The organism is Roseomonas sp. F4, from assembly GCF_053891155.1.
This window is the reverse complement of the sequence record NZ_JBSSHK010000001.1, coordinates 1,174,013-1,194,807: the sequence shown is the minus strand read 5'-3', so window position 1 is coordinate 1,194,807 and position 20,795 is coordinate 1,174,013. Positions and strand designations below refer to the sequence as shown.

Sequence of the window (20,795 nt, the reverse complement as noted above, 5' to 3'; positions counted from 1 at the left end):
AGGGTCCTTCAGGCTTCCCCTTAGGATAGGCATGCGGCGTGCCAGCCGGGCAGCCGCCTTTCGCCGCGATCCTGGCTGCCATGCGATGCCGTTGCTGGCGCCGCGGTCACGCGCCCGGCCACTCTGCCCGGATTGGAGGCGAGAAGGCCATGGAGCTGCGCAGACCATCCCCCGTCGAACTGCCCGCCTACCAGGCGGCGCTGCAAGCCGGCTGGGCGCCCAGCTCCGTCCTGGCGGAAGCGCAACGGCAGGCGCATCTCCGGGCCATCGAAGCCGATCCGCAGGCCTTCCTCGCCAGCCTCGATGACCCGGAGGCGCGGGGCGCGCCGGTGGCGCAGCCGGATGGCTCGTCGCGGCCGCGCCTGCCGAGCTTCGCCCGCTGGATCTGGCAGGACGGCTTCTGCGGCGTCATCTCCTTGCGCTGGCAGCCCGGCAGCGGCGACCTGCCGCCCTATGTGCTCGGCCATATCGGCTACGGCATCGTCCCGGCGCGGCGTGGCCGGGGCCTGGCCAAGGCCGCCCTGGCCGCGCTTCTGCCGCGGGCGGCGGCGCTGGGCCTGCCGCATGTGGAGCTGACGACGAATCCGGAGAACATCGCCTCCCAGCGCGTAATCCTCGCCTGCGGCGGCCGGCTGGTGGAGCGCTTCCGCAAATCGCCGGAACATGGTGGCGAGGAAGCCTTGCGCTTCCGCATCGCTCTGCCGGCTGATAAGCCGGGAGGCATCTGAACAGGAGCGGGCGATGCGGGTCAGCGAGGCGCGGCAATGGGATCGCCTGATGCAGATGGCGCGGCTGGGCGCCATTCCGGGCGATGGGGTGAACCGCGCGGCGCTGACCGATCTCGACCAGCAGTCGCGCCGCCTGCTGCTGTCCTGGGCCGTGCCGCTGGGCTTGGCTCCCTCCATCGATGCGCTGGGCAACCTATTCCTGCGGCTGGAGGGGACAGAGCCCGGCCTGCCCCCGGTGCTGACAGGCAGCCATATGGACAGCCAGCCCAAGGGCGGCCGCTTCGACGGCATCTGGGGCGTGCTGGCGGCGCTGGAGGCGGTGCAGGCGATCATCGAGGCGGGCATCACCCCGCGCCGGTCGATCGAGATCGTCGCCTGGACCAATGAGGAAGGCGGCCGCTTCGCCCCCGGCTGCATGGGCAGCATGGCCTTTTCGGGATTCCGCCCGCCGGAGACCTGGGACGATGTGACCGACAAGGACGGGCTGCGCTTCGGCGACGAGCTGGCGCGGCTGCTGGCGGCGGAGGCCGACATCCCCCGCCGGCCGCTGGGCTTCACACCCCATGCCTATATCGAGCCGCATATCGAACAGGGCCCGCTGCTGGAGGCGGAGGGTCTGGATATCGGCGTGGTCACCGGCATCCAGGGCAGCCGCTGGTTCCTGGTGGAGATCGCCGGCAAGACCGACCATGCCGGCACCGCGCCGCTGTCGCTGCGCCAGGACGCGGTGCAGGACATGCTGCGGGCCATCACGGCGCTGAACACGCTGATGGCGGACCCGACGGATGTGCTGCGCTTCACCGTGGGGCGGGTGGAGGTCTTCCCCAATTCCTCCAACACCGTGGCCGACCTGGCGCGATTCAGCATCGATTTCCGCCATCCGGATGCGGCGGTGCTGACCGAGCGTGGCGATGCCGTCGCCGCCACCATCCAGGGCGCGATGACGGTCTGCCGCGCCACGGTGACCGAGACCTTCCACGCACTGCCCGCCCGCTTCGACCCGAAGATCCAGGCGGCCATCACCACCGCGGCGCAGGCGGAGGGTTATGGCGCCAGGGCGCTGCCCTCCGGCGCCTTCCATGACGCGCAGTTCCTGGTGCCGATCTGCCCGACCGGGATGATCTTCATCCCCAGCCGCGGCGGCGTCAGCCATCATCCGGCCGAATATTCCTCCCCGGCCCAGACGGCGCGGGGTGCCCAGGTTCTGGCGCGGGTGCTGGCACAGCTCGCCACGGAATGAGTTCAAGAAGGTTCAGCGCGCTGCAAACACGGGGCGGATGACTCACACCCATGTGATGCGCCGCAACACCGCGTGGGGCTGTTAACCATTACTCTGGCTGGCCGGCTCATATCCGCCTCGCCGTGAATGCCGGCCGTGTATAGTTGCCTGAACATCTTGAAGAGGCGCTGCGTTTGAGACCCGTCTACTGCGTCGTCGATCCGAACCTGCGCGACTTTCTTGGCCACCACGCCAGTTACGACCATGCGGTCGCGGAAGCCGCGGACCGGGCCGGCTATGACGCAGTGGTGCTGGGCCATGCGGCGATGGATGGGACGGGATCGGGGCTGGTCGGCAGCGCCTGGCTGGTGCCGGCCTTTGCCGATGACATCTGGGCGCAGGATGGCAGCACCAGCCGGCTCGGCCGCTGGCGCGACAGGCGGCGCCGCAACCGCGGCTTTCGCGAGGCTCTGGAACAACATCTGCCGAAGCGGATGCCCCACGGCTCGGTCATCCTCGCCCATATGGTCACGGACCGGCAGATCGGCGGGCTGGCCGATGTCGCGGCGGCGCTGCCTCCTGGCGTGCGGCTCGTGGTGCTGTTGCGCTATCAGGCCCGCTTCTACCAGAGGCCGACCGCCCGCCGCGCCTTTCGGCGGTTCGAGCGACTGGCGGCGCGCGGCGCCGATATCCGCCTGGCCACCGACAGCGACCGGCTCTCCGCCCGCATCGGCCGGCTGACGACGCTGGCCGTCGACACCCTGCCAATCCCGCATGCCCCGGCCGACATCGCCCTGCCCGATCCGAGCCCCGATCGGCCGCTGACCTTCGCCTCCCTGGGCAATGCGCGGGGCGAGAAGGGCTTCGCCGAGATTCTGACAGTGGCGCGCCGCCTCGCCGCCCTGCCCGGGACGGGCCAGGGCCTCCACTTCCTGTTGCAGGCCAATGACCCCTCGCCCGATGTCGCGGCGGCCTTGCGCGACTTCCGCGCCCATCCGACGGCCAATGTCACCCTGCTGGACAACGCCCTGGATCATGCGGGCTATGAGGCGCTGCTGGCCGGCGCCGACGTCGTGCTCGCCCCCTATCGCCGCGAGGTCTATGAGGACCGCACCTCCGGCGTGGCGCTGGAGGCGGTGGCCACCGGGCGCCCGCTGATCTGCACCCGCGGCACCTGGCTCAGCGACCTGCTGGAACGCCACGGCGCCGGCCAGCACATCCCTGACTCGGATGTGGAGGCGCTGCAGGCCGCCATCCTGGCGGTGCGCGGCGACTGGCCGGCGTTGGCGGCCGCCGCGGCGCGTGGTGCCGAATCTTGCCGCGCGATCCACAATGCGGATGCGCTGATCCATATGACCACCGGCACCTGGCCGGAGACGACGACGCCGATGCCGGCGCGCAATGTGGCGGTCTTCTATCCCTGGGGTGATTTCGACGATCCGCGCAGCGGCGCCAGCCTGCGCAGCAACACGCTTGTGGATCTGCTGGCGGAGGTGGCGGAGGAGGTCACGGTGGTGCATGCCGGCAGCGCCGCCCCCGCCGCGCGGCGCGGCAACATCCGCCTGGAAGCCAGCCCGGACCGGCTGAGCGACAAGCTGTTGCGCCGCGCCCTGGCGCTGCTGGCCCTGCCGTTGCTCTGGCCCCGTGGGCGCGGACAGCATCTGATGCTGTCGCTGCACCTGACGCGGCTGGTGAATCCGGCCTTCTGGCTCCATGCGCGGCGGGTGATCAGCCGCGCCGACCATGTCTTCCTGGAATATACCTTCTGGGCACCGGTCATCGCGCCGCTATGCCGGCATTTTCGCGTCGGCCTGACCATCACCGACCACGACGTGGTGTCGAGCCAGGTGACGCAGTCCCGCCTTCTGCGGGCGCTGACGCTGTGGGTAGAAAAAGCCTGCCTGCGCCAGGCCAACCATGCGGTCTGCGTCAGCGAGCAGGACAGCCAGCTCCTGTCCAGCCCGTGGATGACGGTGGAGGTGATCCCCAACCCGGTGAAGCTGGCCTTGGCGGATTTTCCCCTGCCGTTGCCGCCGGCCCGGATCCTGTCCGCCTATTACGGCATCGACCTGCCCCCCGGCCCGATCTGCCTGTTCGTCGGCAGCCGCCACGGCCCGAACATCGAGGCAGCGGAGGCGCTGCGCGACATGGCGCGCCACCTTGCCCCGCCGGATGGCGGCGACCGTGCCACCATCGTGGTGGCCGGCGCCTGCATGGAGCCGCAGCGGGCGCCGGGCTTCGTGGCGCTCGGCAAGGTGCCGGATCTGGCGCTGCGCTGCCTCTACCGCCTCGCCCGCCTCGCCGTGATTCCGCTGCGCCAGGGCACCGGCACCTCCCTGAAAACACTGGAGGCAATGGCGGAGCGGCTGCCGGTGCTCGGAACCAGCATCGCCTTCCGCGGGCTGGGCGTGACCCCGGGGCAGGACGGCATTCTGGAGGACGACCTCGCCGTTTGGCCGTCCCGCATCCAGGGCCTGCTGGACTCCCCGCACGGCACGGAGGCCATTGCCCAAGCCTCCCGCCTTCTGGCCGAGCGCTTCGGACATCGCCAGTCCTTTGCGCCCTACCTGGTGGATATCGGGGTGACGCAACTGGCGCGCACCGCCAGCAAGGCCTATGCCCAGGACGTCGCGCAGTGCACCGCCCGCGCCCAGGCCCAGCTTATGGAACTCGCAACGGAAACAGGCGACCCGGACCTCCTGCGCGAATGCTCCGAGCACATCCGGCATGGCGCGCGGGATAACGCCGCACTGGTTCTGACGCGGATCTGAACCAGCCATGGGCTGCCTGCATGGCTGACGGCGCGATGTCGCCCACGGAATGGTGACATCGTCATATCGCAGCCGCGGCCAGCCTGCGATGTTCTGCGATGGCACGGGAAACCGGGCGCAACCGACACGAGGGAAAAGGCCGATCCGGTGGCAGTGGCAGGGGAAGGGATCATTCGGGCGGCGCCGGAGGGTGTGGCCGAGCGGATCGCCCGGAAGGCCTGGTCCGACACGCCGCTCGGCCCCAGCGCCGCCTGGCCTCGCGCGCTGCACACCATCCTGGGTCTGATGCGGTATTCCGGCCAGCCGATGTTCCTGGCCTGGGGGCCGGAGCTGACCTTCCTCTACAACGATGCCTATTCGCCCATCCTCGGCGCCCGCCACCCCCATGCCCTGGGCCGCCCCTTCCGCGAGGTCTGGTCGGAGGTCTGGGACGACCTGCTTCCCATGGTGGACAAGGCGCTGGCCGGGGTCTCCACCTGGCGTGAGAACCTGCACCTCGTCCTGCACCGCAACGGCTATCCCGAGGATTGCTGGTACACATTCTCCTACAGCCCGGTCCATGACGATGAGGACCGCATCGCCGGCATGTTCTGCACCTGCATGGAGACCACCGGCCAGGTCATCGCCGAACGCGCGCTGAGGGAGAATGAGGGCCGCTTCCGCGCGCTGCTGGATGCCGCGCCGGCGATGATGTGGGTGACCGACCGCCAGGGCAACTGCACCCATCTCAACCGCAGCTGGTACAGCTTCACCGGCCAGACGGAGGTCACCGGGCTCGGCCAGGGCTGGCTCGACGCGGTGCATCCGGAGGACCGGCACCGGGCTGCGATCAGCTTCGCCCGTGCCTTCACCGCGCGGGAGGCCTGCAACCTCGACTACCGCGTGCGCCGCGCCGATGGCCAGTGGCGCTGGGCGATCGACGCGGCGCATCCGCGCCTGGACGAGGCGGGACAGTATCTCGGCCATGTCGGATCGGTGCTGGATATCACCGACCGCCGCGCGGCGGAGGAACGCCAGACCCTGCTGGCGCGGGAGGTCGACCACCGCGCCAAGAACGTGCTGGCCGTAGTGCAGGCGGCGCTGCGCCTGACCCGGGCGCCGGATGTGCCCAGCTTCACCCGCGCCCTGGAAGGTCGCGTATCGGCTCTGGCGCGGGCGCAGACCCTGCTGTCCAACGACCGCTGGATCGGCGCCGACCTGGCGGCGCTGCTGCGGGGCGAACTCGCCCCCTTCCTGGGGGAGGAGGATGCCTCCCGCCCCCGCGCCCGCCTGGATGGGCCGGCGGTGATGCTGCCGGCCGCCATGACCCAGCCCCTGACCATGCTGGTGCATGAGCTGGCGACCAATGCGGTGAAGCATGGCGCGCTGTCCGTGGAAGCCGGCCGGCTGCTGGTGTCCTGGCGGGTGGCGGACGACGTGCTGCATCTGACCTGGGCCGAGCAGGACGGACCGGAAATCGCCGCCGCCCCGCGCCGCCAGGGTTTCGGCAGCCGGGTGCTGGAGGCCACGGCGCGCGGCCAGCTGGGCGGCCGCATCGGTCTGGACTGGCGTCGTGACGGGCTGGTCTGCACCTTCGCCCTGCCCATGCGGCGCGAGGCGATGGAACCCTTCGTCGCCGGCTGACGCGCCGGCGCACGCCAGACCTGCGAACCAGCCCCTTGCAGCACCGCCCCCCAGGGTTCAGGTAAGCGCCCCTTCTGTCTGGCCAGGCGCATGAACGACCGCATCTCCCTCCCCAAGGACCGAATCAAGATCCTGCTGCTGGAAGGCATTGCCGACAGCGCCGTGGATCTGTTCGGCCAGGCCGACTACGCCACCATCCATCGCGAGAAGAAGGCGCTGGAAGGCCAGGCGCTGATCGAGGCGGTGAAGGGCGTGCATATCCTCGGCATCCGGTCCCGCACCGAGGTGACGGAGGAGGTTCTGGCCGCCGCCGACCGGCTGATCGCCATCGGCTGCTTCTGCATCGGCACCAACCAGGTCGACCTGGACGCCGCCGCGCGGCGCGGCATCGCCGTGTTCAATGCCCCCTTCAGCAACACCCGCAGCGTCGCGGAGCTGACGCTGGCCGAGGCGGTGATGCTGATGCGCGGCATCGTCGACAAATCCATCTCCGCCCATGCCGGCGGCTGGGACAAGTCGGCCGCCAATAGCTGGGAGATGCGCGGCAAGACGCTGGGCATCATCGGCTACGGCAATATCGGCAGCCAGCTCTCGGTCCTCGCCGAGGCCTTTGGCATGCGCGTGCTGTATCACGACCACACGGGCAAGCTGCCGCATGGCAATGCCTCCCCGGCCGCCAATCTGCACGACCTGCTGGCGCGGTCGGATGTGGTGACCATCCATGTGCCGGAAACGCCGGACACCATCGGCATGATGGGCGCCCGCGAATTCGCCGCGATGAAGCCCTCCGCCGTCTTCATCAACAATGCCCGCGGCACCGTGGTGGATGTGGAGGCCCTGGCCGCCGCCCTGCGCGAGAAGCGCATCCTGGGCGCGGCGCTGGACGTGTTCCCGGAAGAGCCGAAGCGGAATGGGGAGGCCTTCGTCTCCCCCCTCCAGGGCCTGCCCAATGTCATCCTGACGCCGCATATCGGCGGCAGCACGGCGGAGGCGCAGGACCGCATCGGCGCGGAAGTGGCGCGCAAGCTGGTGGATTATTCCGACACCGGCGCCACCATGGGCAGCGTGAACCTGCCGCAGGTGCAACTGCCGGCACGTCCCACCGGCGCCCGCTGGACGCATCTGCACCGGGATGCGCCCGGCATTCTTTCGCAGATGAACGCCTGCTTCGGCCGCCGCGGGCTGAACATCGCGGCGCAGTACTACCAGACCGGCGGCGACCTCGGTTACGTGGTGGTGGAAAGCGTCGAGGCGCGGGCGGAGGCCGAGGCGATCCTGGCGGAACTCCGCGCTTTGCCCGGCACGGTGCGCGCGCGGCTGATCTACGAGCGGAGCTGACCCGCCCCGCTTGATTGCGCCAACGTGACCATCTGACCGGTTCCCACCCTCCTCCCGACGCATCGTATATTGGCGACGGGACGGGGGAATTGGGCGATGGCGACGATCCTTGGTGGCGCGTCGGGTGAACTGCTCGGGCCGGGGTCCGGCATCGAATCCGACCTGATCTTCGGCTTCGGCGGCGCCGATACGCTGCTGGGCGGGCTGGGCCAGGACACGCTGGCGGGCGGCGACGGCGACGACGTCATCGAGGGCGGGCCTGGCGCGGATCGGCTGAGCGGCGGCGACGGCGCCGATACCTTCCGCTTCCGCCTGCTGGCCGAGCTGGCCGGGGACAGCATCGGCGATTTCGGTTCCGGCGACCGTCTGGTCTTCGATTTCGCCGCCACCTGGCGCTTCCTCGGCAACCAGGGCTTCAGCGGCGCCGGGCAGGAATACCGCCTGACCACCACCGACCCGGCGCTCGGCCCCGTCACCACCCTGCTGGAATTCGACCCCAGCGGCAGCGGCGCCGCGCCGCTGGTGCTGACCCTGGCAGGGCGGCATGCGCTCAGCCTGGTGGCACCGGGCCAGCTTGGCTTGGTCACCCCGCTGAACCGCCTCGGCACCGCGGCGAATGAGACGATGAACGGCACCGCCGGCGCCGACACGCTGCTGGGCGCCGGCGGCAATGACGTGCTGCGCGGCGGCGATGGCGATGACTGGCTGCATGGCGGCGCCGGCAACGACGTGCTGCGCGGCGGGCCGGGGCGGGACACGCTGTCGGGCGGCGTCGGCGAGGATGTCTTCATGTATCCGCTGCTGGGCGAGATCGATGGCGACGAAATCCGCGACCTGCGAGCCGAGGATCTGCTGAACCTCTCGGGCCTCACCGGCTTCACCTTCCTGGCAGACGCCGCCTTCACCGGGCAGGCGGGCCAGTTCCGCTACGCCCAGTCCGGGCGCGACATGCGGCTGGAGGTGGATACGGATGGCGATGCGCTGGCCGACCGCACGCTGACCCTCATCAACCAGTCGATGCCCCTGATGCAGACCGCGCCGGGCAGCCTGGTCCTGCGGCCCGGCAGCGGGGTGGATGTGCTCGGCACCGAGGCCGGGGAGACGCTGCTGGGCGGCCAGGGGGCCGATAGCCTTTCCGGCCTCGGCGGCGACGACCTGCTGCGCGGCGGCGCGTTTCGCGACACGCTGCTGGGCGGCGAGGGCCATGACACGCTGGATGGCGGCAGCGGCAACGACCGGCTGGAAGGCGGCGACGGCCGCGACCTGCTGCTGGGCGGCGAGGGCAACGATGTGCTGGAGGGCGGCGCCGGGAATGACACGCTGGTGGGGGGCGCCGGGGCGGATACGCTGATCGGTGGCGAGGGCGCCAACGTCTATGTCTTCGCCACGCTGGCCGATATGGCTGGCGACCGGCTCTATCCCTTCGGGTCGCTGGACCGGATCGACCTGACCGGCCTGACCGGCTTCCGCTTCGTCGGCGATGGCGGCTTCACTGGCACGGCCGGCGAGATCATGTTCGGCGACCGCGGCCTGTCCTTCGACGTGGATGGCGATGGGCTGGGCGATGCCTGGCTCTACATGGGCAATCTGGACAGGGGCGCGCTGGAGGAGACGGCGCCGGGCAGCCTGACGCTGCGCCTGGCGCCAGGGCTGGTGCTGACCGGCGGGGAGGCCGGCGAAACCCTGGTGGGCAGCGCGGGCGGCGACACGATCGCGAGCCATGGCGGCGCGGATTCGCTGCTGGGCGGTGGCGGCAACGACCTGCTGCGCGGTGGCGATGGCGCCGACACGCTCTACGGCGGCAACGGCTATGACACGTTGGAGGGCGGTGCGGGCGATGACGTGTTGTTCGGCAGCCTCGGCTCCGACCGCATGACGGGCGGCGCCGGCGCGGACCGCTTCGTGTTCCGCTCTCTTCAGGAATTGACCTGGACCGACAGCTTCGGCGACTCCAGCTACACCGGCCGCAGCAGGATCACCGACCTCGACCTCCAGGACGTGATCGACCTGTCGGCCATTGCGGGGCTGCGCGTGGTGGAGGCCTTTTCCGGGCGGGCGGGCGAGGTGCTGATCACCGCGACCGGCTTGCTGTTCGATTTGGAGGGCATCGCCCTGGATGTGCCCGCCTATACCCTGCCTGGCATCGACATCAACATCGCAGCCGAGATGTCGGATCTGGTCGAGACGTCGCCGGGAAGCCTGATCTTCCGCCGCGCGCCGCTGGAGGTGGTGGGCACGCAGGGGAACGACCGACTGGAGTCGCAGGGGCTCTACAACGTGATCCGTGGCCTGGGCGGCAATGACCTGCTGCTGAGCCGGGATACCGCCCTGTCCGACACGCTGGAAGGCGGCGAAGGCTGGGATCGCTTCCAGATGGAATGGCGCGACGGGATGAATGTCACCATCCTCGATCTGGAGGCTGGTGAAAGGCTGGAGATACTGCAGGGCCAGCAGGGCTATTACGGCCCGCGGCTTGTCTGGCGTGGCGAGGCTGCGTTCACCGGCACGGCGCCGGAGATGCGCCTGGCGCGGGATGTCTGGCTTGGCGACCGGTTCCTGGAAACGGCGCTGCTCATCAACCGCCCCGGTGAATCGGCAACACCGGAACTGATGGCGGATCTGAACGGCTTCGCAGGAACGCTGAGCGTATACAGCAACGGCGGATTTGGCGAACCCATCATCCTGACCGCCCAGGACAGCCTGCTGTAGCGGCCGCTTCCCGGCCGGGAAGGGTTCCCTTCGGCGCGTTCCTGCTGTAGGGCGCGCGGCCCTCCCCGGCCCAAGGCGTTTTCTCATGCAGCCCGTCATCGGCATCGATTTCGGCACCACCAACAGCGTGGTGACCGCCCTCTCGGCCGATGGCCAGGTGCGCGTGCTGCGCCATGCGACGGATGAGGTGTTCCGCTCCGTCCTGTGCTTCTGGCAGGGCGCCACCGGCCGCACCGAACACGCCGCCGGCCCCGCCGCCATCGAGGCCTATCTGGACGATCCGCTGGAAGCGCGGCTCATCATGTCCATGAAGAGCTACCTCGCCCAGCGCAGCTTCATGGAAACCCGCATCCTCGGCCAGTCCTGGCCCTTGGAGCCCCTGGTGGCCCTGTTCCTGCGCGCTTTGCTGGCGCCGTTCCGGGACGAGCTGGCGGGGGCCAAGGTGGTGGTGGGCCGGCCGGTGCGCTTCGTCGGCGAAAGCGCCGATGACGCGCTGGGCGAGCGGCGACTGCGGGAGGCCTTCGCCCGCGCCGGGGTGGAGCAGGTGCAGGTGGCGCTGGAACCCGCCGCCGCCGGCCATCGCTTCGCCGCCGGGCTGGACCGGCCGGCCACCGTTCTGGTTGCCGATTTCGGCGGCGGCACCAGCGACTTCTCCCTGCTGCGCTTCGAGCCCGGGCCGCCGCGGCGCGTCACCGCGCTGGGCCAGTCCGGCGTCGGTGTGGCCGGCGATGCCTTCGACTTCCGCATCATCGACCATGTGATCTCCCCCCTGCTGGGCAAGGGTGGCAGCTACCGCGTGACCGGCACCGAACTGCCGATCCCGCCCGCCTGGTATGGCAGCTTCGCCCGCTGGCACCTGCTGTCGCTGATGCGCGCGCCAAAAACCCTGCGGGACATCGAGGCGGTGGCCCGCACCGCCGACCATCCGGAGCAGCTGCACGCCCTGATCCAACTGGTGAAGGACGAGGCCGGCTACGCCCTGTACCGCGCCGTCTCCGCCGCCAAGGCGGCCCTGTCGCGGGAGGAGGCGACGGTGCTGCGCTTCCGCCATGGCGATTTCGACGTCGCCGCGCCCGTGACCCGCGCGCAGTTCGAAGGCTGGATCGCCCCGGAACTGGCCCGCATCGACACCGCGGTGACCGCGGCGCTGGAAGATGCGGCGCTCACGGCCGATCAGGTGGACCGGGTGTTCCTGACCGGCGGCAGCTCCCTCGTCCCCGCCGTGCGCCACCTGTTCGAGGACCGCTTCGGCGCGGGCCGGGTGGTGGCGGGGGGTGAGTTCGTCTCGGTGGCGGAGGGGCTGGCGCTGATGGGAGAGGCGTAGCGGCCCTCCCCCCCCTCAGCCGGTGACCGGGCCGAGCTCCGTCTCGGGCGCGGCCTGAGCACCGTCCTGCCAGCCCTTGCGTTCCTCGCAGAGCCGCTTCGCCAGCAATGCCGTGCCGAGCACGCCAGCGCCTACGGCAAGGGTCGTCACGGCGCCGGCCACCACCACGGCCCCCAGCACGCTGCCCGCGGCCATTCGCAAAATCATGGCGATCTCTCCTTCTGCCTCGCCCCTATCTTGGCGCGGTGGGCGTCCGGCGCCAGGGCGTTCGCCTCACGCCGGCGATCCAGGCGGCCGAACGAGCGCGGCATCACGTCGTGCGTGGCGCCTCAAGGGGCAGTTGCGCGGTCAGCAGGCGCAGCTCCGTCAGGTCCCCGGCCAGGGCCGCGGCCTCCGCCGCCGCCAGGATATTGGCGGCGCTGCGCCAGCCGGCATTGGCGGCGATGCCCCGCAGCGCATGGGAGGTGGCGCGCGCGCGGAGCGCGTCACCATCGGCCACCGCCGCTATCAGCGCCGGGATGCGGTTGGCCCATTCGTTGCGGAAGGCCTCCGCCAGCGAATCAACATGGCGATCCGGGCCGTCATCCCCCGCCAACGGCGTGTAGAGCGTGACATAGCCGCCGCCCGGCAGCGGCGCGCGGCGCAATTCCAGGCGAGAGCCGTCCGGGCGGCGACGCACCCAGCGTTCCAGCAGAGGGCCGTCGCGTAGCGCCGCCATGCGCCGCCGGACCTCCGCATCGGGATCCACCAACCCGAATTCGCCGCCCTCCGCCTGCAGGCGCAGCACCTCCGCCATCGGCATGCCGATACGCAGCGCCTCTCGCGGCACGCCGGCATAATCGGGGAAGCGGGAGTTCCAGCCGACCAGCCGCAGCGCGTCATCGGTCACCATCACGCCATCGGACATGGCGGCGATGGCGGCATCGAGCTGCCGGGTCCGGTTCTCCGCCCGCTCCGCCAGCAGGCGCAGCTCCGTCTGGCTGGCGCGCAGGGTCACGACCTCGGCCCGCAAGGCGCGCAGCACCTGCCACTGCCGCAACAGCAGCAGAAACAACAGAAGGCTGAGGCCCAGCAGCAGCAGCAACATGGACGCCGCGGGCAGCAAGGCGGTGAGACGATCTCCGGGCGGGATCGCCTCTGACTGGGCCCAGGCCGATCGCGGCATCAGGCTCAACATCACAAGCCAAAGCGGGAGGGCCAGCTTCGTCTCCCGCTTCAGGGTTGCCCGGCGATGGCCGGTTTCTACCCGTGCGCGCGGCACCGAAGCAAGCCTTTCGAAGGGCTTTCCCTGCCGGCGGGCTTGCCCCCGAAGGGTCCGGTTGGCATGTTCCGCCACCTCCCACCCTTCGGCGTGATGGCGTCGTCCCGGTCCGGGTGACCGGCGACAGAGACAGGCAAGGATACAGGCATGGCCAAGATCAAGGTGAAGACCCCCGTCGTCGAGATGGATGGGGATGAGATGACGCGCATCATCTGGGGGTTCATCAAGGACCGCCTGATCCTGCCCTATCTCGACATCGACCTGAAGTACTACGACCTGGGCGTCCAGTATCGCGACCAGACCGATGACCAGGTGACGGTGGATGCCGCCAACGCCACCAAGCAGTACGGCGTGGGCGTGAAGTGCGCGACCATCACCCCGGACGAGGCGCGCGTCGCCGAATTCGGCCTGAAGAAGATGTGGCGCAGCCCGAACGGCACCATCCGCAACATCCTGGACGGCACCATCTTCCGCGAGCCGATCATCTGCCAGAACGTGCCGCGCCTGGTGCCGCACTGGTCCAAGCCGATCGTGGTCGGCCGCCATGCCTATGGCGACATCTACCGCGCGGTGGAGATGAAAGTGCCGGGCGCCGGCACGGTGAAGATGACCTACACCCCGGAAGGCGGCGCGCCGCAGGACGTGGGCGAGTTCGTGTTCAAGGATGCCGGCGTGTTCATGGGCCAGCACAACCTGAACGCCTCGATCGAGGGCTTCGCCCGGGCCTCCTTCAACTACGGCCTGTCGCGCAAGTATTCCGTGTACTTCAGCCACAAGAACACGATCCTGAAGGCCTATGACGGCAACTTCAAGGACATCTTCAAGTCGATCTTCGACGCCGAATTCGCCGCCAAGTTCAAGGAAGCCGGCATCGTCTACGAAGACCGCCTGATCGACGACATGGTGGCCTCCGCGCTCAAGTGGGAAGGCGGCTATATCTGGGCCTGCAAGAACTACGATGGCGACGTGCAGTCCGACATCGTGGCCCAGGGCTTCGGCAGCCTCGGCCTGATGACCTCGGTCCTGCTGTCCCCGGACGGCTCGACCGTCGAGTCCGAGGCCGCGCATGGCACGGTGACCCGCCACTACCGCGAGCACCAGAAGGGCCGTGAGACCAGCACGAACCCGATCGCGTCCATCTTCGCCTGGACCCGTGGCCTGGCCTATCGCGGCAAGTTCGACGGCACGCAGGATGTGGTCGACTTCGCCAATGCGCTGGAGCAGGTCTGCATCCAGACCGTGGAAGCCGGCGACATGACCAAGGACCTCGCCATCCTGATCAGCAAGGACCAGCCCTGGCTCAACACCCAGGCCTTCCTCGCCAAGCTGGATGAGAACCTGAAGAAGAAGATGGCCTGAGGCCACACCGCGGCCGGCCGGGGGTTCCGCCTCCGGCCGGCCGCAAACTTCGCGTCTATGCTGCAACGCAGCATATGGCGCGTTTATGCTGCACCGCAGTATAAGGGCGGCATGATGCCCTTCACCCTTGTCGACTGGATCGCGCTGGCGATCTTCGCGGCCTGCTGGCTCGGCTACGCCACCGTGGTGGACCGGGTGCCGCGCATCCGCCAGGCCAGCGTCATCGCCGCCATGGACGGCTACCGGCGCCGTTGGATGCGGGCGATGCTGACTCGCGACAATCGCATCGCCGACATGGCGGCGATCGGCAATCTGATGAACAGCACCAGCTTCCTGGCCACCACCAGCATCTTCATCCTGGGCGGCCTGGTGGCGCTTCTGGGCGCCCCGGATCTCGGCCGCCGGGTGGTCGCCACCCTGCCCTTCGCCGCGGTGCCGGATGATTCGACCTGGGAGCTGAAGATCGGCCTGCTGCTGGTAATCTTCATCAACGCCTTTTTCGAGCTGACCTGGGCGCTGCGCCAGTTCAACTACACCTCGATCCTCGTCGGCGGCATTCCCTGCGGCAAGCCGGATGCGGAGGCGCTGTCGCTGGCCGACATGGCCGCCGAGGTGGCCAACCGCGCCGCCCAGCATTTCAACACCGGCCTGCGCAGCTACTATTTCGGCCTGGCCGCCCTGGCCTGGGTGGTGCATCCGCTGGCCCTGGTCGCCACCAGCCTTTTCGTGCTGCGGGAGCTGCATCGGCGGGAATTCCGGTCAGCGGTGCGGGACGCGCTCAGCCCCACCAGCTGATCACTCCTCACGCTCGATCCGGCGCAGCACGGCCCAATAGTCGCGGAAGATCATCACCCGCAGCGTCCGCTCCGGACCGCGGCGCGGCAGGCGATCCGGGTGGAATCGACGGGCGAATTCCCGCTTGGCGCGCTGAAACCGCGAATCCGGCGAGGGGCGTCGGGCCATCCGCAATTCCTGCCGCAGCCGCGCCACCTCCTCCGACAGGGCCTGGGCGCGGGCCTGTTCCGAACGGGCCAGCGCCCGGCTGCGGGTCAGGCGCCGGTCGCGCCGGCTGGCGGGCGATGGCCGCCCCAGCCGGCGCAATGCGCGCCAGAGGCGCAGCATGAGGCGCGCCACCCCCCAGAGCAGCAGCGCCAGCAGAAGCCCCACCGCGAAATACGCCACGCCGGCCACCTTCGTCCCTGGACCGCGGAACCTGCCGCAGAAGGGCTGGCGAAATGTTAACCCGCCGCCTGACGCAGTGCCGCCACCTGATCCAAGGGCAACGCCCGCCCGGTCACGCGCCGGCCGGCCAGCCGGCTTTCCACCGTCGTCGCCTGGCACAGCGCGTTCAGAACCGCCTCCTCCACCGCTTCCGCCACGGCAACGAACAGCGGCGACATGCGGTCATTCGGCCAGTCCAGCGTCGCGCCCCGCCCGCCGCCGCGGCGGACATCGGGGTGGGTGGAGAAAGCCAGGGCATAGTCGCCGGAGCCATCGGAAAAGGCCGCGCCCGTGCGCGCGATGCCGCCCATGGCCCGCCGCGCCAGGCGTTGCAGGTTGCGGTCCGACAGCGGCGCGTCCGTGGCCACCACCACCATGACCGAGCCATCGGCATCCGCCTGCTCCGCCGCATGCTCCGCCAGATAGTACTTCTTCAGAAGCCGCCCGACCGGCAGCCCGTCCATCACCAGCGCGCCGCCGTAATTCGCCTGGACCAGCGCCCCCAGCATCCACCCACCCAGCGCGGTGGGCAGAAGGCGGGAAGCGGTGCCGATGCCGCCCTTCCAGCCGAAGGCCATGGTGCCGGTGCCGGCACCGACCGAGCCTTCCGCCACCGGACCTTCGGCCGCCTGTGCCAATGCGTCCAGCATATGCTGGTGGGTGACGCCGCGGGCGCGGATGTCGTTCAGCCGGCCGTCATTGGTTTCGCCCACCACGGCATTGACCGAGCGGACAGCCTCGTTCCCCGGCTGCGCCAGCGTCCAATCCACCAACGCTTCCACCGCCCGGCCGACCGCCAGGGTGTTGGTCAGCAGAATCGGCGTTTCCAGCTCGCCGAGTTCCTGCACCTGCGTGACCCCGGCCATCTTGCCATAGCCGTTCATGGCGAAGAGGCCGGCGGGCACGCGCTCGGCATAGGGATTGCCGGGATGCGCCAGAATGGCAGTGACGCCGCTGCGCGTGGCCTCGCCCTCCATCACCGTGACCTGGCCGACACGAAGGCCGGCCACATCCGTGATGGCGTTCAGCGGGCCGGGGGCGAAAATGCCGGGGGCGAAGCCGAGGGCGCGCGCCCTCACCCCGCCAGCGCGGCCCTGACCGCCGCCAGCGCCTCGCCGGCCTTGGCCGCATCCGGCCCGCCGGCCTGGGCCATGTCCGGCTTGCCGCCGCCGCCCTTGCCGCCGATGGCGGCAGAGGCGGCGCGCACCAGCGTCACCGCGTCGGTCTTGCCCTTTGCGGCGTCACCGATGCCGACGAAGACGCTGGCCTTGCCCTCCGCGGTCGCGACCACGGCCACCACATCGGCGGTGCCGGACTGCAGGATGGCCTCGACCACGCCCTTCAGATCCTTGGGCGGCATCTCGCCCAGTTCACGCAGCGCCACGCGCAGGCCGGCGATTTCCTCGACCTCCGCCGCGGCACCGCCCGTCGCCAGCTTCTTGCGCAGGTCGGAAACCTCGCGCTCCAGCTTTTTCCGATCTTCCAACAGGCTGGTGATGCGATCCGCCAATTCGGCCGGACGGGCCTTCAGCACGGCCGCGGCCTGGCTGAGTTGCCGGTCGCGCTCCTCCAGCAGCTTCATCGCTGCCTCCCCGGTCACCGCCTCGACGCGGCGAATGCCGGCCGCGACCGCGCCCTCGGAGACAATCCGGAAAAGCCCGATATCGCCGGTGCGCTTCACATGGGTGCCGCCACACAGCTCCAGCGAATAGACGCCGTGGCGCTCCACCGCCTGCGGGTCGTGGCCCATGGAGACCACGCGGACCTCGTCGCCGTATTTCTCGCCGAACAGCGCCATGGCGCCGACGGCCACGGCCTGGTCCGGCGTCATCAGCCGGGTCACCACCTCGGCATTCTCCCGGATGCGGGCATTCACCTCGGTCTCGACCCAGGCGAGGTCCTCATCCGTCATCGGCGTGGGCTGGGAGACGTCGAAGCGCAGGCGGTCCGGCGCGTTCAGCGAGCCCTTCTGGGAAACATGCGTCCCCAGCCGGCGGCGCAGCGCCTCATGCAGCAGGTGCGTTGCCGAGTGATGCGCGCGGATGGTACCGCGGCGGGCGTGGTCGACCTCGGCCACCACCGGCAGGCCCAGCTTCGCCTCGCCATGCGCCACCACGCCGTAATGGACGAAGAGTTCGCCCAGCTTCTTCTGCGTGTCGCGCACCACGATGCGGCAGGCCTCGCCGGCCGAGATCAGCCCGGCATCGCCGACCTGGCCGCCCGATTCGGCATAGAAGGGCGTCTGGTTCAGCAGCACCGCGACCTCGGTGCCCGGGCCGGCGCTCTCCACCGGCTTGCCGTCCACCAGGATAGCGAGGATCGAGCCCTCCGCGCTCTCGGTCGAATAGCCCAGGAATTCGGAGGCGCCGAGCTTCTCCTTCAGGTCGAACCACTGCGTTTCCGTCGCCGCCTCGCCCGAGCCCGCCCAGGCCGCGCGGGCGCGCTGCTTCTGCTCCGCCATGGCGGCCGCAAAGCCTTCGGTGTCGACCGACTTGCCTTCGCCGCGCAGCGCGTCCTGCGTCAGATCGAGGGGGAAGCCGTAGGTGTCGTAGAGCTTGAAGGCGACGTCACCCGGAAGGGTGCCCTTGTCACCCAGCTTGCCCGACTCTTCCGCCAGCAGGCCAAGCCCCCGCTCCAGCAGCGACCGGAACCGCGTCTCCTCCAGCCGCAGCGTCTCCACCACCAGCGATTCAGCCCGCAGAATTTCGGGATAGGCCGCGCCCATCTGGCGGGTCAGGGCCGGTACCAGGCGGTGCAGCAGGGGCTCGCGCGCGCCCATCATATGGGCGTGGCGCATGGCGCGGCGCAGGATGCGGCGGAGCACATAGCCGCGGCCCTCGTTGGAGGGCAGCACGCCATCGGCCATCAGGAAGGTGCCGGCGCGCAGATGGTCCGCCACCACGCGGTGGCTGGTCTTCCACTGGCCGTCCGGCTCCTGGCCGGTCGCCTCCGCACTGGCGAGGATCAGGGCGCGCAGCGTGTCCGTGTCGTAATTGTCGTGCTTGCCCTGCAGGATCGCCGCGAAGCGCTCCAGCCCCATGCCCGTATCGATCGAGGGTCGCGGCAGCGGCACGCGGGTGCCGGGCGGGCCTTCCTCATATTGCATGAAGACCAAGTTCCAGATCTCGATGAACCGGTCGCCATCCTCCTCCGGGCTGCCGGGCGGGCCGCCGGGGATCTTGTCGCCGTGGTCGAAGAAGATCTCGGAACAGGGGCCGCAGGGGCCGGTATCGCCCATGCGCCAGAAATTGTCGGAGGTCGGGATGCGGATGATGCGGCTGTCCGGCAGGCCGGCCACCTTCTTCCAATAGACCGGCGCTTCCTCGTCCTCGGAATAAACAGTGACCAGCAGCTTGTCCTTGGGCAGGCCGAAATCGCGCGTCAGCAGGGTCCAGGCGTGCTCGATCGCCTGTTCCTTGAAGTAATCGCCGAAGGAGAAATTGCCCAGCATCTCGAAGAAGGTGTGGTGCCGGGCCGTATAACCGACATTGTCCAGGTCGTTATGCTTGCCACCCGCCCGCACGCATTTCTGGGCCGTGGTGGCACGCTGGTAGGAACGCTTTTCCTGACCCGTGAAGACATTCTTGAACTGGACCATGCCGCTGTTGGCGAACATCAGCGTCGGGTCGTTGCGCGGCACGAGGGGGGAGCTTTCCACCACCTCATGGCCGTTGCGCCGGAAGTAATCCAGGAAAGTGGCGCGGATATCGTTGCTGCTGCTCATGGTCTCGGCATGTCTCGCAAGGGGCCGTGATCGTTAGAGCAGAATGGAGGGAATCGGAAGGCGGGGCGGCATCAGACCGCCCCGCCGAATGCGATCAGTCCCGCTCGACCTTCACGACACGGCCGTCGCGAGGGTCCACATCCACCTCGATCTTGCGGTCCTGGGCGTCGCGGCCTTCGACCTCCCACAACCCATCATCGCATTCCGCCTTGTCGATGCGGACCACACCGGCACCCCGGGCGACCTCGATGGCGCGGTTGATATCGACCTGACCGGCGCAACGCCCGGCGGCGGGCTGGGCGGGGGCCTGCGCCAGGGCCGGCGGAATCACCAGCATGGCGCCAAAAGCCAGGGCGGAAAGGGAGAGACGGGTCATGTGTCATCCATCAAGGGTTACGGTGAAGTCATGCAACGCCCCCGATGAAAGGAACGTTGCCGCCGACCCGATCACACCCTGTTTGGTGGCGGCTATTCCGCCGCCGCCTCCTCGCCCTCACCCGCCAGCATGGAATTGGCCAGGCCGGCCGCCTGGTCGCGGATTCGCTTTTCGACGCTTTCCGCCATGGCGGGGTTGTCGCGCATGAATTGCTTGGCGTTCTCACGCCCCTGGCCGATGCGCTGGCTGTCGCAGCTGAACCAGGCGCCCGACTTCTCGACGATGCCGGCCTTCACGCCAAGATCGATCAGCTCCCCGACCTTGGAGATGCCTTCGCCATACATGATGTCGAAATCCACCTGCCGGAACGGCGGCGCCATCTTGTTCTTCACCACCTTCACCCGGGTCTGGTTACCCGTGGTGGTGTCGCGGTCCTTGATGCTGCCGATGCGGCGGATTTCAAGCCGGATGGAGGCGTAGAACTTCAGCGCATTGCCGCCCGTGGTGGTCTCCGGATTGCCGAACATCACGCCGATCTTCAGGCGAATCTGGTTCAGGAAGACCAGCAGGGTGTTGGAGCGGGAAACGCTGCCCGTCAGCTTGCGCAGCGCCTGGGACATCAGCCGCGCATGCAGGCCGACATGGGTATCGCCCATCTCGCCTTCCAGCTCGGCGCGCGGCACCAGCGCGGCCACGCTGTCCACCACCAGCACGTCGATGGCGCCCGAGCGCACCAGCGTGTCGCAGATCTCCAGCGCCTGCTCGCCGGCATCCGGCTGGCTGATCAGCAGGTTCTCGATATCCACGCCCAGCTTCTTGGCATAGCCAGGGTCCAGCGCGTGTTCGGCGTCGATGAAGGCGCAGGTGCCGCCGCGCTTCTGCGCCTCGGCGATGATATGCAGCGCCAGCGTGGTCTTGCCCGAGCTTTCCGGTCCGTAGACCTCGATAATCCGCCCCTTCGGCACGCCACCGATGCCCAGCGCCAGGTCAAGGCTGAGCGAGCCGGTGGAGATGACCTCCACCTCATCGGTCGCGGCCTTGTTGCCCATACGCATGATCGAGCCCTTGCCGAAGGCGCGTTCGATCTGGCTCAACGCAGCGTCCAGAGCCTTGGTCTTGTCCATACGGCTCGATCTCCCGAA

At 69.3% G+C, this 20,795-nt stretch carries 16 protein-coding genes; 9 read left to right on the top strand and 7 right to left on the bottom strand.

Features of this window, described 5'->3' with window-relative positions; genetic code table 11:
* The first annotated feature begins 149 nt into the window (after positions 1-149).
* The 7 genes from ACVFYP_RS05805 to ACVFYP_RS05775 all read left to right on the top strand — a co-directional run bounded on the left by ACVFYP_RS05805 (position 150) and on the right by ACVFYP_RS05775 (position 11,712).
* Complete coding sequence (locus ACVFYP_RS05805; RefSeq protein ID WP_499199171.1) at positions 150-728, top strand: GNAT family N-acetyltransferase; 579 nt, start codon at positions 150-152, stop codon at positions 726-728.
* 13 nt (positions 729-741) lie between these two features.
* Positions 742-1,968 (top strand): M20 family metallo-hydrolase, encoded by a 1,227-nt coding sequence (locus ACVFYP_RS05800; RefSeq protein WP_499199170.1) that lies wholly within the window; start codon positions 742-744, stop codon positions 1,966-1,968.
* A gap of 173 nt (positions 1,969-2,141) precedes the next feature.
* Positions 2,142-4,718, top strand: coding sequence for a glycosyltransferase (locus ACVFYP_RS05795; RefSeq protein ID WP_499199169.1), 2,577 nt, complete (start codon positions 2,142-2,144; stop codon positions 4,716-4,718).
* A 147-nt stretch (positions 4,719-4,865) separates the two neighbouring features.
* On the top strand, positions 4,866-6,341 hold the full coding sequence (locus ACVFYP_RS05790) for a sensor histidine kinase (protein WP_499199168.1): 1,476 nt from the start codon (positions 4,866-4,868) through the stop codon (positions 6,339-6,341).
* A gap of 90 nt (positions 6,342-6,431) precedes the next feature.
* On the top strand, positions 6,432-7,679 hold the full coding sequence (gene serA, locus ACVFYP_RS05785; protein ID WP_499199167.1) for a phosphoglycerate dehydrogenase: 1,248 nt from the start codon (positions 6,432-6,434) through the stop codon (positions 7,677-7,679).
* Between the two features lie 96 nt (positions 7,680-7,775).
* The gene (locus ACVFYP_RS05780; protein WP_499199166.1) at positions 7,776-10,388 is read left to right on the top strand and encodes a calcium-binding protein; all 2,613 of its coding nucleotides are present in this window, start codon (positions 7,776-7,778) and stop codon (positions 10,386-10,388) included.
* 85 nt (positions 10,389-10,473) lie between these two features.
* Entirely contained in the window at positions 10,474-11,712 is a 1,239-nt protein-coding gene (locus tag ACVFYP_RS05775; protein WP_499199165.1) for an Hsp70 family protein, read from the top strand.
* A gap of 15 nt (positions 11,713-11,727) precedes the next feature.
* On the opposite strand, the gene ACVFYP_RS05770 is transcribed toward ACVFYP_RS05775, so the two are convergent.
* A complete protein-coding gene (locus tag ACVFYP_RS05770; protein ID WP_499199164.1) occupies positions 11,728-11,919 on the bottom strand; it encodes a hypothetical protein in 192 nt (63 codons plus the stop codon).
* 103 nt (positions 11,920-12,022) lie between these two features.
* Complete coding sequence (locus tag ACVFYP_RS05765) at positions 12,023-12,817, bottom strand: PAS domain-containing protein (RefSeq protein WP_499199163.1); 795 nt, start codon at positions 12,815-12,817, stop codon at positions 12,023-12,025.
* A gap of 303 nt (positions 12,818-13,120) precedes the next feature.
* Between ACVFYP_RS05765 and ACVFYP_RS05760 the strand changes: the two genes are divergently transcribed.
* Together ACVFYP_RS05760 and ACVFYP_RS05755 are read left to right on the top strand one after the other, a co-directional pair.
* Positions 13,121-14,332 carry an NADP-dependent isocitrate dehydrogenase gene (locus ACVFYP_RS05760; protein ID WP_499199162.1) on the top strand — a complete coding sequence of 404 codons (1,212 nt, stop codon included), beginning with the start codon at positions 13,121-13,123 and terminating at the stop codon, positions 14,330-14,332.
* 111 nt (positions 14,333-14,443) lie between these two features.
* The gene (locus tag ACVFYP_RS05755; protein ID WP_499199161.1) at positions 14,444-15,127 is read left to right on the top strand and encodes a DUF599 domain-containing protein; all 684 of its coding nucleotides are present in this window, start codon (positions 14,444-14,446) and stop codon (positions 15,125-15,127) included.
* Here ACVFYP_RS05755 and ACVFYP_RS05750 read toward each other — a convergent pair whose 3' ends face one another.
* The 5 genes from ACVFYP_RS05750 to recA form a co-directional block, all read right to left on the bottom strand.
* The gene (locus tag ACVFYP_RS05750; RefSeq protein WP_499199160.1) at positions 15,128-15,514 is read right to left on the bottom strand and encodes a hypothetical protein; all 387 of its coding nucleotides are present in this window, start codon (positions 15,512-15,514) and stop codon (positions 15,128-15,130) included.
* A 56-nt stretch (positions 15,515-15,570) separates the two neighbouring features.
* A complete protein-coding gene (locus ACVFYP_RS05745) occupies positions 15,571-16,632 on the bottom strand; it encodes a P1 family peptidase (protein ID WP_499199159.1) in 1,062 nt (353 codons plus the stop codon).
* A complete protein-coding gene (gene alaS / locus ACVFYP_RS05740) occupies positions 16,629-19,277 on the bottom strand; it encodes an alanine--tRNA ligase (RefSeq protein ID WP_499199158.1) in 2,649 nt (882 codons plus the stop codon). Before alaS ends, ACVFYP_RS05745 begins: the two co-directional genes overlap by 4 nt.
* A gap of 94 nt (positions 19,278-19,371) precedes the next feature.
* Entirely contained in the window at positions 19,372-19,653 is a 282-nt protein-coding gene (locus tag ACVFYP_RS05735; RefSeq protein ID WP_499199157.1) for a PepSY domain-containing protein, read from the bottom strand.
* Positions 19,654-19,745: 92 nt separating this feature from the next.
* On the bottom strand, positions 19,746-20,777 hold the full coding sequence (recA, locus tag ACVFYP_RS05730) for a recombinase RecA (RefSeq protein WP_499199156.1): 1,032 nt from the start codon (positions 20,775-20,777) through the stop codon (positions 19,746-19,748).
* Positions 20,778-20,795 lie beyond the last annotated feature (18 nt).